The following is a 13,899-nucleotide window of genomic DNA, read 5'->3' on the forward strand; positions in this document are numbered from 1 at the left end:
CCATGGCCTTGACCCCTTCTTTTGATGCCTTCAGCGAAGGCTACGACGCGGGTCGCAATCAGGTGGTCTATACCCGTCTGGCCGCCGATCTGGACACGCCGGTCTCGCTGATGCTCAAGCTCACCGGGGCCAAGCGCGATGCCTTCGTGCTGGAATCCGTGACAGGCGGTGAAGTCCGTGGCCGCTATTCGATCATCGGCATGAAGCCCGACCTGATCTGGCAGTGCCACGGGGACGCGGCACGCGTGAACCGGCAGGCGCGTTTTGATGGCGATGCCTTTGAGGACGACGCACGCTCGCCGCTGGAGAGCCTGCGCGCGCTGATTTCGGAAAGCCATATCGATCTGCCTGCCGAGCTGCCGCAGGCTTCTGCCGGGCTCTTTGGGTATCTGGGCTATGACATGATCCGGCTGGTCGAGCATCTGCCGGATATGAACCCCGATACGCTTGGCCTGCCGGATGCGGTGATGATGCGCCCGACGGTTGTGGCCGTGCTCGATGGGGTGAAGGGCGAAGTGATCATAGTCTCGCCCGTCTGGGCCAATGACGGGCAATCGGCCCGCGCGGCTTATGCGCAGGCCGCCGAGCGCGTGATGGATGCGGTGCGTGATCTGGAGCGGCCGATGCCCACCGAGACGCGCGATCTGGGCGAAGCGGTGGACCTGCCCGACGCGGTGTCCAACTTCACGCCCGAGGGCTTCATGGCGGCCGTGGAGACCGCCAAGGATTACATCCGCGCGGGCGATATCTTTCAGGTCGTGCCCTCCCAGCGCTGGCGGCAGGACTTTCCCCTGCCCCCCTTCGCGCTCTACCGCTCGCTGCGGCGCACGAACCCTTCGCCGTTTATGTTCTACTTCAACTTCGGCGGGTTTCAGGTTGTGGGCGCGAGTCCGGAGATCCTCGTGCGTGTCTTTGGCAATGAAGTCACCGTGCGGCCCATCGCGGGCACACGGCCCAGAGGCGCGACGCCAGAGGAAGACAATGCGCTGGCCGCCGATCTTCTGGCGGATGAGAAAGAGTTGGCAGAACACCTGATGCTGCTCGATCTGGGTCGCAACGATGCGGGCCGGGTCTCCAAGATCGGGACCGTGCGCCCAACGGAAGAATTCATCATCGAGCGCTATTCCCACGTGATGCATATCGTCTCCAACGTGGTGGGCGAGCTGTCGGAGGACGAGGACGCGCTCTCTGCCTTCCTTGCAGGCATGCCCGCGGGTACCGTCTCAGGTGCCCCCAAGGTGCGCGCCATGGAGATCATCGACGAGCTGGAGCCCGAAAAGCGGGGCATCTACGGCGGCGGCGTGGGCTATTTCTCGGCGGGCGGTGATATGGACATGTGCATCGCCCTGCGCACGGCCGTGGTCAAGGATGAGACGCTCTACATTCAGGCCGGTGCCGGGATCGTCTACGATTCTGTCCCGCTCTCCGAGCATGAAGAATGCGTCGCCAAGTCCCGCGCCATCCGCGCCGCCGCTCTGGATGCCGCCCGGTTTGTGGGTTCGGGGAACCAGTGAGCTGCGCAACATGTGCCCGTTTGGTTACGGTGCAGCCGGTCTACGCATTAGTGGCCAAAGAAGACCGCCGATGTGTCTTGAGCCCATTCCGTGCTTGGTTCGACTGTCTGCTTTGAGCCCAAAGTCACCGATGCTGCGCGCCCGACCAGCGTCCGCTTTTGACCATTGACATATTCCCTGAACGAGCGGTCAATGAACGGGATGGTATTTTGAAAAGACTATGAAGATGCACCTTTGGGAAGTCCTAGGCATTGAAAAGCCCATATTGTCTGCGCCGATGGCGGGAGCCGCAGGGCCCGACTTGGTCGCCGCAGTCTGTAATGCGGGCGGATACGGTGTCATACCACTTTGGGGCAAATCGAAAGAGCAAGTCGGTGCGGGCATAGACGAGCTTCGGGAACTGACGGATAGGAACTTCGCAGTCAATCTGAACCTGTCATTCCCGTACGAGGATCAGTTGGAGATGTGCATCGCCAAGGGCGTGCATGGCGTGTCTTTATTTTGGGGGATGGAACCGTCAGCTATTGAACGCGCAAAAGCGGGTGGTCTGACTGTGTTATCCAGTGTTGGGACTGCCGAGGAAGCACGAACGGCGGCGAACGCTGGTGCGGACGTGATTGTCGCTCAAGGATGGGAAGCTGGCGGCCATGTCTGGGGCAAAGTGTCGACGTTTGCACTGGTACCAGCTGTCGTTGATGCGGTTGACGTCCCGGTTGTCGCTGCGGGCGGTATCGCTGACGGGCGCGGGATGGCGGCCGCCATGATGCTCGGCGCATCAGGCGTCTGGATCGGGACGCGATTTTTGGCAAGTTCTGAGGCGACAATCCACGATGTCTATCGAAATCGAATTCTGCAGGCTTCGGAGGCTGACACGCAGTGGGCACATAATCTTTATGATGTTGCTTGGCCGGATGCGCCTCATCGAGCCCTAACCAATTCGACGTCCCAAGATTGGATTGACAAGGGGTGTTCCGCACCCGGAAAACGGCCAAATGAAGGAGAGCAGATTGGGCAACGTCCCAATGGTGATCCAGTAGTCCGTTATCAAAGCTACACACCTCTGCCTGAGACATCTGGCGACGTCGAGGCGATGTCACTTTGGTCCGGACAGGGCGTCTCACTGGTGCGAGAGATAAAGTCTGCAGTCGACATTGTTGATGAGATCTACCAAACTGCCAAAGGGCTGCTGAGCAGCGGACAAACTGCGCTTTAGTTCTTGATCAACAGGTCACGCGCAGACGGCGAGATTATCTGGTGCTGTTTTTCAAAGCGGTCATTGGCGCAGTCGCAGCGAATTGGCGGCTTTGTCCGCAAACCCGACGCATAACGCCAACCAACCCGTAGATCCGCCGCCTCAAACCTTCCGCAGCGCGAGCACTGAATTCAGCCCACCAAAGGCAAAAGCATTGGAGAGCGCCACGGAGACGTCCGCCTCCCGCGCCTCATTCGGGACCACGTCGAGCGCGCATTCGGGGTCAGGCTCTTCATAGCCGATCGTGGGGGCGACCACCCCGTCGCGCAAGGCCATGATGCAGGCCAGCAGCTCCACAGCGCCCGTCCCGCCGATGCAATGGCCGTGCATCGACTTGGTGGACGACATCATCAGCCGGTCCGCATGCGCGCCAAAGACATCCGCCACGGCGGCGCATTCGGTTTTGTCATTGGCCGCCGTGCCTGTGCCATGGGCATTGATGTAGCCCACCTCTTCGGGGTTGATTCCAGCGTCGGCGACGGCACCCGCGATGGCGCGCGCCGCGCCTTGCTTGGAGGGCATGACGATGTCTGCGGCGTCCGACGACATGGCAAATCCGATCACTTCTGCAAGGATTTCGGCCCCGCGCGCCCGGGCATGCTCGTATTCCTCAAAGACGTAAATCGCGGCACCCTCGCCCTGCACCATGCCGTTGCGATTGGCGCTGAAGGGGCGGCAGGCGTCCTTGGACATCACGCGCAGACCTTCCCAGGCCTTCACACCGCCAAAGCACAACATGCTCTCGGAGCCGCCCGTGATCATCGCAAGGCTCATGCCGGAGCGGACCAGCTGAAAGGCCTGGCTCATGGCATGGTTGGACGAGGCGCAGGCCGTTGAGACCGTGAAACTTGGTCCCTTGAGGTTGAACTCCATCGAGACATGGGAGGCGGCCGCGTTGTTCATCAGTTTCGGCACGACGAACGGATGCACGCGGTTTTTGCCCTCCTCGTAGACCGTGCGGTAATTGTCATCGAGCGTGTTCATCCCCCCGCCCGAATTGCCGAGCACGACACCGGATTTCGCCGAAAGCTCGCCTGTGAATTGCAGCCCCGATTGCGCCAGCGCTTCGCGCGCGGCGATCAGCGTGAACTGGGTAAACCTGTCGTAGAGCGCCAATTGCTGGCGATTGAACCGCGCCTCGGGGTCATAGTCGCGCACCTGACCGCCGATCCGGATGGCCAGCCGGTCCACGTCGCGGATGGTGATCTCGCCTATGCCGCAACGCCCCTCGCGCATGGCCTCCAGCGTCGTGGGCACATCGCCGCCCAGAGCGTTGATAGTGCCCGCGCCGGTGATAACAACCCGTTTCACGCGGCCTCATCCACGAGCTTTTGCACGCCCGAGATCACCGATTTGACCGATGAGATGTCAAAGTCACTCTCGGAGGGATCATTGGCATTGAAGGGCACGGAGATGTCAAAAGCTTCCTCGATGGCAAAGATGCTCTCGACGAGGCCCAGACTGTCGATGCCCAGATCTTCCAGTGTATTGTCGTCGGACACGTCTTCGGGCTCAAGAACCGCTTGTTCCGCGATGATCTCAATGACTTTGCTACGCACGTCCATGGCGCACCCCACTGGTTTGACTTGGGGCTGATTTAGTCACTGTCCCCGCCCTTGAAAACCGCCTTTTGCAAGGATGCGACGTCACGGAACAGGCGCGGCAGGCGGCGCAGCGCCTTGTAGGTTTCCATCTGGCTCGACATCTTCGTGGCCGGGTAGCCCAACATGACGCGGCCTGCGGGCACATTGGCCAAGACCTTCGTGGCCCCCCCGGTGATGGCGTTGTCACCAATAAAGACATTGTCCGACACGCCGGTCTGCCCGCCAAGAACCACATTGCGCCCCAGACGCGACGAGCCCGCGATGCCCACCTGCGCACAGATCAGGCAATCGTCCCCGATGATCACGTTATGGCCGATCTGGGTCAGGTTATCGACCTTGACGCCGTGGCCAATGCGCGTGGCGCGCACGGTCCCGTTGTCGACGCAGACATTGGCGCCAAGCTCCACGTCATCGCCAATCTCGACACCGCCCAGCGAGTGGATCCGCGCCCAGCTTTGCCGCGTGATCTCGCCTTGATCGCCCAGTGTATCGCGCATCCGCTCGACGCCGCTTTCCTCAGGCGTCACGAAGGAAAACCCGTCGCCGCCCAGACGCACGCCCGGTTGCGCGATGAAGCCCGCGCCGATCTGCACGCCGCGCCCGATCGAGACATGTTCCCGCAGGTAAGCCCGCGCGCCCAGCTGGGCATCTGCGCCCACAAAACAGAGTGGCCCGATGACGGACCCCGCGCCAATCTTTGCGCGAGGACCGATGATGGCACCGGGCCCGATCTGCGTCCCCTCGCCAATCTCCGCGCTCGGATCGAGGATCGCAGACGGATGCACACCCGGAGCAAACCCCTGCCCCGCATCCATCATGGCGCTGAGGCCCGCCATGGCAAAACGCGGGCGGGGTGCTGTGATGGCAGCCTTGAGGCCCATCGCCTGCCAGTCTGCGCCATCCCAGAGCATGGCGGCCTGAGCGGCGCCTTCGCTGATCTGCTGGGCAAACTCTGGCTTCATGGCCAGCGCAAGATCGCTATCGCGCGCATCGGCAGGCTCCGCCACACCCTCAATCGACACGTCAACGGCACCGAAGGCGTCCGCCCCCAGCGCCGCTGCAATCTCTTTCACCGTGTAGGCCATGCCACCTCCGTTATTGGAGGCGAGGATTACCCCTGAACCGCGCGAAGGGAAACCCCAGCCGCTTGCAATGCATTCCAGATGCGCGCGTCCCGGCCGTAGATGTCATTGCGATATTGCACGCGGCCCTTCGCATCGGTGAAGGCCGTCCGGTAGATGATATGCACCGGCACAGGCGCGTCGAGGTTCACGTAAGTCTCGCGCCCCGTATCCAGAACGGAATGGAAATAGCCCTTGGGGTCATTTTCCTGTTTCGCGAGCAGCGTATAGGCAAACTCAAACGGCTCTGCCAGACGCACACAGCCATGACTGTAGGCACGGACATCGCGGCCAAAGAGGTTCTTGGCAGGCGTGTCATGGAGATAAATGTTGTACTTGTTGGGGAACATGAACTTCACGAGCCCCAGCGCGTTCTTTGTGCCCGGAGGCTGGCGCAGACGGTAGGGGAAGCTGCCCGAGAAATTGACCGCTGAGCGCGGCACGACACGGCCACGATTGTCCACGACCTCCAGATGGCTGACCGCATTGCGATTGGCACGCATCTTGGGAAGGTATTCTTTCGTCGTGATCGAGCGCGGCACGTTCCAGCTCGGGTTGATGACCATATGCTCCATCACGTCGGAAAACTCCGGCGTGCGGCGGTCGGATGTATTCTTGCCAACAACGGCGCGTGTCTTGAACGTCTCTTTGTCATTGTCCATCACGCGCGCGGTAAAGTCGGTGATGTTGACGAGGATATGACGCTCGCCTCGCGGGCGGTTGAGCCAGCGTTCGCGCTCCATGGCCACGATGACCGATTGCAGGCGCTCCACTTCGGAGGCGTTGATGGCCGTGATGGTCGCAGGGCCCGCAACGCCATCCGCCTCAAGCCCGTGATCGGCCTGAAAGACCTGCACTGCCTTTTGCAGCGTATCGTCATAGCGCGCGGAGGCGGAGCGTTTGAGATAGCCCTTGGCGGCCAGACGATTGCGCAAGACCACAACCGCATCGCCGGATTGGCCAGGCTTGAGCGATTTGGCCGGCACGCGTTGGCCCCAACCGCCCTGCGCAAGCGATTTTTCCAGCTGCATCTTGGCTTTCATCAAACGGCCGTATTCCGGCGTCTGTGGCATGATCGCGCGAAAGAAGCCGCGGGGCGAGGACTTGGCGAAGTTGGTCAGATAGCTCAGCCGATCCCTCAGCGGCACGGTCCGGACAAGGCCAGGATCGATTTTCGAAGGTGTCAGCACCCCGGTTTGCATGTGGCGCGCATAGCGCAGGAAAACCTGAGACAGCTCCACCTCAAGGGCTGCCCGATCCTGTGCCCCGCGCGCCGCCTTCATCTTGGCTTTCAAGCCCTCAACATCATAAGAGGCCTGCGGCAGGCCATGGAGCGATGCTGCGCTGAGCGCTTCGATCAATGCCGTGCGTCGCGCCCGGTCGCGTGCGCCGGGGCCTGTCCAGATCGGTTTGAACTTGTTGTCGCGATAAAACGCGGCGACATCACGGTCCGCAGCGGCGGCTTCCGCAAGCGATTGTTTGAACGCCGTAAACTGCGCTGCAGCCGGCGTCGGTGCCGCAAATGCGGTCAGCATCAATAGATAAAAAGCAAAAACGAACGGCAGGCGACAGGCCTGTTCAAAAACTCGCGTCATTACGTTCCCCAACGGTGGTTACAAACCAGTACACCAAATGAGCCCGGCCAGCCCTTCCATTGCAATTCACATTTTAACGAGTTCGTAAAACTCTACAGGCATGGTGCGCACAGGCGACGAAAATGCGCCTTTGGGCCACAGGTTTGCCCATTTGCGCAGTTTTTTGCCGAATTGGCTTGATTTGAAAGCCGGAAACAAAACGCCCCTTGGCCTGTGATTCTCTTTGTGCCAAAAGACAATCCATGACGGGGGATGAATGGCAGAAACTGTGGGGCACACCACGGGCTACAGGTAAGCGACGGACGGCGCAGACATATGACTGAGACGACTTCTACCGGGCTTTCGCGGCGCCATCTTCTTGGTGCGTTCGCCGCAACCATGGTGACAGCAGCACCTACCTTTTCCAAGGCCGCAGGGTTTCTGCGCGGCGCGGGCGATATTCGCTCCATCAGCATGTATTCCGGGCGCACAGGCGAACGGATCAACATGATTTACTGGATCGAAGGCGATTACCTGAAGGAATCGGTGGCTGAGGTGAACCGCTTCATGCGCGACTGGCGCACCAATGATGTCAAAACGATGGACCTTCGCACCATCGACATCATGGCAGCTGCACATAATCTGCTCGATACCAACGAACCTTACATGCTTCTGTCTGGCTACCGCAGCCCCAAGACAAATGCGATGCTCCGGTCCCGCTCGCGCGGTGTTGCGAAAAATTCGCTTCATCTGAAAGGCCAGGCCGCCGACTTGCGTGTGAATGGCCGTTCGGTCGGGCAAGTCTCGCGCGCAGCAGCCTCCTGCCGTGCCGGTGGTGTGGGCCGCTATTCCGGGTCCAACTTCGTACATATGGATTGCGGCCCTGTCCGGACCTGGGGACGCTGAAAAGACGCTCTTGTCGGAGTTACGAGGCGGCCGAGACAGGTCGCCTTTTTTGTTGGAGCGCAGTCAAATCACCCCTGATGAGACGGATTGTTTCCAAAAACCATAATTTCGCCATGCCATGGCACCACCGCCGCCCCACTGACCTGCAAACATAAACCCGCGCGCAAAGTTCGCGCAGCAGATTGCAGGATGCGCCAATGGACATGTTTCTCACCGTCTTGACCACCATGATGTCCGACATCTGGACGAGCGTCGCGGGGCCCAACTCGCGCCTTTGGCCGTTCTACATCCTGACGACGGTTTTGATTGCCTATGGCGTATACCGCGCGCGGCGTATCGAAGAGCCGTTTCTCGCCTGGCTCATGCCCAAACGGATGTATTTTCACCCCTCACACATCGTCGATCTCAAGGTGTTTGTTGTGAACCGCGTCTTCTCCGCCATGGGCGTGTTCAGCTTCGTCTTCTTCGGGGCCACCGTGGCCAACATGATTGTAGGCCTGATCGACGCGCCGGGCAGCATAACCCCGTTTCATCCGATCGTGATCGCGCTCATGCTCCTCGTCGTCGGGGATTTTGCGACCTACTGGGTCCACCGCATCCATCACGAGAGCCGCATTTTCTGGCCCTTCCATGCGCTGCACCATTCCGCAGAGGTCATGACGCCCATCACGGTTTTCCGCAAACACCCGCTCTACGACATCTTTTCGTCCTTCGTGAAAGGCATCCTGATCGGCACGCTGCAAGGTCTGTTGATGTCAGCCTTCGGTCAGGTTCCCAGCTATACGATGCTGGTCGGTGTGAACGCAGGCTATGTGCTCTTCAACATCGCCGGATCCAACCTGCGGCATACACATGTCTGGCTGAGCTTTGGCCGCGTCGTGGAACATGTGTTTATCTCGCCCGCACAACACCAGATCCATCACTCCATCGCCCCCCAACACCACAACAAGAATTATGGCGAGGTCCTCGCGATCTGGGACTGGATGTTTGGCACGCTCTACGTGCCCGAGAGCTATGAGGACATTGCTTACGGTCTGGGGGATGCAGAGGGCAATCGCATCGCCCAACCCCACAACTCACTGACAGCCGCCATGGTTGTGCCCGTGCGCGACAGCTGGAAGCAGATCAAGAAACGCCTGATCCGCAGGGCCCCTCAGGCGCACGGCTCAGACCGCATTCATCCGGCCGAGTGATGTCGCGCGGCTTGTCCACCTATCTCGACGGGTTGCGGATCGCCGCAGCTTTCATCGTGCTCCTGTCCCATTTCGCCTATCCCCGTTTCTCGGATGGTCGCTGGCTCTGGGTGCGTGAGTGGAACCTCGGCAGCGATGCCGTCATTGTTTTCTTTGTGCTCTCAGGTCTCGTGATCGCCCATGTGGCGCAGCACAAACCGGGCGGCATTCGGCAATTCACCTTTGATCGCGCCACGCGTCTGATCTCGGTCGCCCTGCCCGCCCTGCTGCTGACCTATGCGCTGGATCGCACCGGCGCCGCGCTGGCGCCGCAGGTTTACGAGGGATGGTTTTACAACCCACTGCCGCTCTGGGACATGCTGCTGCGGGGTCTGAGCTTCTCCAACGAATGGCAGGGGCTCGCCACGCGTCTGGGCACCAACGGCCCTTTCTGGTCGCTCAGCTATGAGGCCGCCTATTACGCGCTTTTCGCCATTGCATTCTACACCGCCGGATTGCGCAGGATCGCCCTTTTGCTCTTGGGCGCTTGGGTCTTTGGGCTCAACATTCTCGTGCTGATGCCCACATGGCTCATGGGCGTCTGGCTCTACCGGCATTTGCAGCAGGCGCATACGCCTGTACCACGACCCCGCGCGGTGCTCTACGCCATCGCGCCGGTGATCCTCTACGTTCTCGCGCAACTTGCGCATCTCCCCGCACAGCTCTACGCCCTCACAGCCTCGCTCGACCACATGCTTGACCTGAGGTTTTCCAACGAGATCCTCTGGAATTGGCTGCTGGGCCTTTTGGTCACCTGCCATTTGATTGGCATGGCCCATTTGCTCCGCCGGGTCACCGACCGGTCGCACCTGATGCGTGTTTCTCCAGCCTTGAGCTGGTCTGCGGGCGGCAGTTTCTCACTCTATGTGATGCATTATCCGCTGTTGCAGTTTCTGGCCATCGCGCCCCTGCAAACAGGCAATGTCTGGCTCGACGACGCCGTGCTGCTCACTTTTGTGACTGTTTTGTGCTTCGCCTTTGCCGCTCTGTTCGAACGGCCTTTGCCGCTCTTCCGACAGGCCCTGTCCCAGATCACCGCGCGCAGGGCAAAATCCGCCCGCAGCTGAATCACCAGGACATATCCGCGTATTTGCCTTTGTAATGAGAATCCGTATAGCGCGCCGACACCATGTCTTTGGTGCGCGGCACGTAAGCCTTGGCCACAGCATCCGTGATCGGCTGGCCCTTGGGCATCTTGAAGCCTACGACAATGCGATTGTTGCCCTGCCGGAGCGCGTTGAGCTCCTTGAGGTCTTTCCTCCCGATGTTCACCCGCAGCTGCCCGTTCTGGACCCGGGCCGTCTGTTGGAAAGAACCAATCTTCGGCTTGGTGTAGTATTCGCGATAAAGGATCGGATGTCCGTCCCTCGTCATCTTGGGCAGCTTTTGATCCCGGTTCTGAAAGATCTTGCTCGTGACATTCTGCTTTTTGAAATCCGAACCAGTCAGGGTCTTGAGTGTGGATCGCGCGGCGGTCGACGGTTTGGGCTTATAGCCCGGCGATTGCGCCAAAACCTGCCGGGATTTCGCAACGCGGACCGACAATAAATTGGCCTGGAGGTATTGTTTGTCGCCCTTCAGCTTCAGCAATTTCACATTTGCGCCCGCGCCATCCTTGAATGGCGCCGCGGCGCGTTTGGCCACAGATCCAATGCCTTTCTTGTCAATGGACGCGCCTTTCGCCGTCGCCTGTTTTTGAAACTGCGCGCGCAACGCCCCGGCCTTCGCTGCCTTGTTGAACTGGGCCTTGAGCGATCCGCCGGACGGCGGCGCAGGCGGCGCACTGACAGCGCTTTTCCCTCCGCTGCCGCCGGGCGGTTTTGTCCCTCCGCCACTGGCCGCTCGGGGAGCGGCGGCCTTGCGCTGGAGCGCCGCATCACGACTTCGGGTCATGCGGGCCTGCACGGCGGCATTTCCTGCGTTGCTCGCTTTGGCAAAATCTCGCTTTGGTTGCACCCGGCCATTTGAAACGCCTGCGCCCGCCTTGGGCGCGACACGGCGCGCCTCCTGGGCCAAACGCGCCCGGAAGCTCGCCGCGACGACAGAGCGGCGCAGTGTGCCATTTGGCGTAAGCTCGGGCCGGGGCGCGGATTTCTGGATCATGCTTTTGCCGCCCTCCGCCGTTTGCCGGGATCTGTTTTGCGAGATCACAGGCGCTTTGGTGCGCACTTTGGCAAACGCAGCTTTCAGCTTGCCGCGATCTTGTGTGCTGAACTGGGAGTGACTGCGCGGCTTGGTTGCTCCTCCAGCTGCGCGCGCGGTGGATTTGGGGACCGCTTTTTGAAACTTGAGTTGGGCGTCGTTGGGCAATTTCGCTTTGGCCGTACCTTGCGCTGCACCCTGCGGTTTGACCGCGCGTTGAAAGGCCGCAGACGCCGCCCCCCGCACCTTCGAGCTTGGTGCTTTGGGCTGCAACGCGGGTTTCTGACCCGCGATTTTTGCCCGGGCCGTTTGCGCGCGCTGCGCGACGGAGGCTGCGGGTTTCACAGCGCGGTTGAACGGGCGAGCCACAGGGAGGCGTGATGTTGCAGCGCGCTGAATAGCATTGCGGGCCTGCGTCTGAGTTTGCGCTTTCACAGGACGCGGCGTCAGCCCTTTTCCATTCCGTTTTACAGCATTGCGCGCGCCAAGGGCTTTGCGCGCCACCGCTGGAGCAGCCTTGGTTGCAGATCGATTGAACCCTGGCTTCGCGCTCTTCTGACGGACGGAAAGGCCTTTTGCTTGTGCAACAGATCGCCCGCCTGTCGCCCGCGTGAACGCGGCTTTGGCTGATGAGCGCACCGATGGCGCGACCGCTCTTGGCGCAACCCTTTGGGCGGGCGCGCTGCGGCTGGCCATGGGCGCGCGCGGTCTCGGAGCAGCAGCACCGCGAAAGACAGGACGCACAGGGGCCGCGGCGCGCGGGGTGGCCCGCGGTGCCCCCCGCCCCGCCGTTCCGCGAAACATGGGTTTCGAGATGGCCGGTGCACGCGGCGCGACGGACCGTGCGACAGGTCCAGATGGGCGCACCGCCCGACCGAAAGATCGCCCTATGGGCGCAGTATTGGCGCGTGGCCGCGCAGCCCGGTTGAACGTCGGGCGCAATGGCCGAACAGGGCGATATCCACCACCGCGCGCGCCGCGCGCCTCCCGCCAGCTGTGTTCGTCCAGAAAACCGGACGCCGTCCCGGACCTGAGATTTTGATCAGGCTGAATACCGGGCTGGATCAGATCCGACACCCGCGCCTGCACCTGTTGCGGCCCCGCACAGAGCACAAGGACGGCGGCCATAAGCCCCAGGGTTCGACACAAAACTGGACAGATTCTCAACCACATGAATAGGATGCTAACACAGTTTGATTTTGCCGGGGGATTCCCTTTTGCGATTTGCGATGCCTTTGGTTGCGGCGGCTTTGCTGTCAGCGCCCACGTTAACCTCCGCCCAGACCGAGCTTCACGAATGCGACACCTATGCCGCACATCCCAACGATCCCAACCGCTGGGCCGCAGGCGTCCTGGACGACGAAATCGTCCCCGGACCTGCCGTAAAATACTGCATAGACGCTGTGGAAACCTACCCCGAAGAACCGCGCTTCCAGTTCCAGCTGGGCCGCGCGCTTTGGGCGGCCAATCTGTTGGAAGATGGCACGGCTGTCTTTCTGGCTCTGGAGGAAGGCTATGATTACGGGCCGGTCTATGCCTATCTCGCAGATGCATTCTACTTCGGGATCGGCGGCGTTGAGATAGACGAGGAATTCGCAGTCTCGCTCTATGAAATTGCCGCTGGAACTGGCTTCGAGCCAGCCTTGGCTGCTCTGGACGAATTGGCGGGGATCACAGAAGACGTACAGACCGCTGCGCTGGCCCCTGCGGCTGCGCCTGCCCAGCAGGTGGTTGCCGCCCCCGCGCCGCCGCCCGAGCCAAAGTTCAACCCCGCCAGCTATTCCCAACCCGGGCTGATCCGGGCGCTTTATGACGGCAATCTGAAAGGCGTTCAGGTCAAGGGGTTTGGCAAGTCCAATTATGCGGGCGTCGACAACGTGTGGATCTACCTCGCAGCCTTCCACGGAGAATTTGCAGGAAGCTTCAATATCAAAGACCCATCCTGCGTACAGCTCTACGACGTGCGCCTCGACAAGCGCCTGAAGCAACGGGTGATCGACAAAGCCTTTGGCAATGACCTCAACATCGGGCTTGGGTCCGGTCAGGTTCCGACGAAGGGCTTTGAGATGATGGGTCAGATGCTGCAGGACCTGACCCAGGGCGGCATGGGGCGCATGGTCGCCATGGAGCAAAACGCAGCCGCGCTGCAAGCCAGCGGCGCGCAGGACGGCGGCAAGCTGATCATTGGACATGGCTGTCAAAGCCAGGTCACCCAGCGCATCTACGCCAACCTCAGGGCCTATGTGACAGGCAGCGCGCCGGAGCTCTCCGACGACCTTCGCAAGAGCCAGGAACGCCAGAAAGAACAGCAGGCCAAGGCTCAGGAAGCGAAGCGGCAAAGGGGCTTACGCACAAGCGCCGAGAGCGCCTGCACCGCGCAATTCAAACGCGCGGGGTACTGCGGTTGTCTCGTCAAGGGCCTCGATACCGTGGGCCTCGATGAGGCGGAATGGACGACGCTGGGGCGGGACTTCAAACAGGTTTTGGCCATCGGCAAGAGCCATGACGGATTTGCCGATCTGCTCAAAAGCTGCCGGTCGGGGTGAGGTGATAT

Annotated in this window: 11 protein-coding genes; 6 read left to right on the forward strand and 5 right to left on the reverse strand. The window is 61.0% G+C overall.

Features of this window, described 5'->3' with window-relative positions; translation table 11 throughout:
• The first annotated feature begins 2 nt into the window (after positions 1-2).
• Together trpE and ACP15S_RS09425 are read left to right on the forward strand one after the other, a co-directional pair.
• Positions 3-1,514: an anthranilate synthase component I gene (trpE, locus tag ACP15S_RS09420; protein ID WP_425039312.1), complete on the forward strand. Its 1,512-nt coding sequence runs from the start codon at positions 3-5 to the stop codon at positions 1,512-1,514.
• Between the two features lie 220 nt (positions 1,515-1,734).
• Complete coding sequence (locus tag ACP15S_RS09425; protein ID WP_425039313.1) at positions 1,735-2,727, forward strand: NAD(P)H-dependent flavin oxidoreductase; 993 nt, start codon at positions 1,735-1,737, stop codon at positions 2,725-2,727.
• Positions 2,728-2,868: 141 nt separating this feature from the next.
• On the opposite strand, the gene ACP15S_RS09430 is transcribed toward ACP15S_RS09425, so the two are convergent.
• The 4 genes from ACP15S_RS09430 to ACP15S_RS09445 are packed head-to-tail and all read right to left on the reverse strand — an operon-like array spanning position 2,869 to position 7,086.
• Positions 2,869-4,077 (reverse strand): beta-ketoacyl-[acyl-carrier-protein] synthase family protein, encoded by a 1,209-nt coding sequence (locus tag ACP15S_RS09430; RefSeq protein ID WP_425039314.1) that lies wholly within the window; start codon positions 4,075-4,077, stop codon positions 2,869-2,871.
• Positions 4,074-4,331 (reverse strand): acyl carrier protein, encoded by a 258-nt coding sequence (locus tag ACP15S_RS09435; RefSeq protein ID WP_425039315.1) that lies wholly within the window; start codon positions 4,329-4,331, stop codon positions 4,074-4,076. The genes ACP15S_RS09430 and ACP15S_RS09435 overlap by 4 nt, the downstream gene beginning before the upstream one ends.
• Before the next feature lie 32 nt (positions 4,332-4,363).
• Entirely contained in the window at positions 4,364-5,455 is a 1,092-nt protein-coding gene (gene lpxD, locus ACP15S_RS09440; RefSeq protein ID WP_425039316.1) for a UDP-3-O-(3-hydroxymyristoyl)glucosamine N-acyltransferase, read from the reverse strand.
• A gap of 26 nt (positions 5,456-5,481) precedes the next feature.
• On the reverse strand, positions 5,482-7,086 hold the full coding sequence (locus ACP15S_RS09445) for a L,D-transpeptidase family protein (protein WP_425039317.1): 1,605 nt from the start codon (positions 7,084-7,086) through the stop codon (positions 5,482-5,484).
• A gap of 315 nt (positions 7,087-7,401) precedes the next feature.
• Here ACP15S_RS09445 and ACP15S_RS09450 point away from each other — a divergent pair, with 315 nt between their 5' ends.
• From ACP15S_RS09450 to ACP15S_RS09460, 3 genes are all read left to right on the forward strand, one after another.
• The gene (locus tag ACP15S_RS09450; RefSeq protein ID WP_425039318.1) at positions 7,402-7,971 is read left to right on the forward strand and encodes a YcbK family protein; all 570 of its coding nucleotides are present in this window, start codon (positions 7,402-7,404) and stop codon (positions 7,969-7,971) included.
• A gap of 197 nt (positions 7,972-8,168) precedes the next feature.
• Complete coding sequence (locus ACP15S_RS09455; protein WP_425039319.1) at positions 8,169-9,164, forward strand: sterol desaturase family protein; 996 nt, start codon at positions 8,169-8,171, stop codon at positions 9,162-9,164.
• Positions 9,164-10,270 (forward strand): acyltransferase family protein, encoded by a 1,107-nt coding sequence (locus ACP15S_RS09460; RefSeq protein ID WP_425039320.1) that lies wholly within the window; start codon positions 9,164-9,166, stop codon positions 10,268-10,270. Before ACP15S_RS09455 ends, ACP15S_RS09460 begins: the two co-directional genes overlap by 1 nt.
• A gap of 1 nt (position 10,271) precedes the next feature.
• Here ACP15S_RS09460 and ACP15S_RS09465 read toward each other — a convergent pair whose 3' ends face one another.
• The gene (locus ACP15S_RS09465; RefSeq protein WP_425039321.1) at positions 10,272-11,690 is read right to left on the reverse strand and encodes a hypothetical protein; all 1,419 of its coding nucleotides are present in this window, start codon (positions 11,688-11,690) and stop codon (positions 10,272-10,274) included.
• A gap of 884 nt (positions 11,691-12,574) precedes the next feature.
• Here ACP15S_RS09465 and ACP15S_RS09470 point away from each other — a divergent pair.
• Positions 12,575-13,891, forward strand: a complete 1,317-nt coding sequence (locus ACP15S_RS09470) for a hypothetical protein (RefSeq protein WP_425039322.1) — start codon at positions 12,575-12,577, stop codon at positions 13,889-13,891.
• Positions 13,892-13,899: the final 8 nt, after the last annotated feature.

Source organism: Primorskyibacter sp. S187A (assembly GCF_049800955.1).
Lineage (GTDB): Bacteria > Pseudomonadota > Alphaproteobacteria > Rhodobacterales > Rhodobacteraceae > JAKVBH01.

What these genes read in the sequence shown, in the direction of transcription:
- trpE (WP_425039312.1), top strand. Translation starts at nt 3, where the DNA reads ATGGCCTTGACCCCTTCTTTTGATGCCTTCAGCGAAGGCTACGACGCG.
- ACP15S_RS09425 (WP_425039313.1), top strand. Translation starts at nt 1,735, where the DNA reads ATGAAGATGCACCTTTGGGAAGTCCTAGGCATTGAAAAGCCCATATTG.
- ACP15S_RS09435 (WP_425039315.1), bottom strand. Translation starts at nt 4,331, where the DNA reads ATGGACGTGCGTAGCAAAGTCATTGAGATCATCGCGGAACAAGCGGTT.
- lpxD (WP_425039316.1), bottom strand. Translation starts at nt 5,455, where the DNA reads ATGGCCTACACGGTGAAAGAGATTGCAGCGGCGCTGGGGGCGGACGCC.
- ACP15S_RS09445 (WP_425039317.1), bottom strand. Translation starts at nt 7,086, where the DNA reads ATGACGCGAGTTTTTGAACAGGCCTGTCGCCTGCCGTTCGTTTTTGCT.
- ACP15S_RS09450 (WP_425039318.1), top strand. Translation starts at nt 7,402, where the DNA reads ATGACTGAGACGACTTCTACCGGGCTTTCGCGGCGCCATCTTCTTGGT.
- ACP15S_RS09455 (WP_425039319.1), top strand. Translation starts at nt 8,169, where the DNA reads ATGGACATGTTTCTCACCGTCTTGACCACCATGATGTCCGACATCTGG.
- ACP15S_RS09460 (WP_425039320.1), top strand. Translation starts at nt 9,164, where the DNA reads ATGTCGCGCGGCTTGTCCACCTATCTCGACGGGTTGCGGATCGCCGCA.
- ACP15S_RS09470 (WP_425039322.1), top strand. Translation starts at nt 12,575, where the DNA reads ATGCCTTTGGTTGCGGCGGCTTTGCTGTCAGCGCCCACGTTAACCTCC.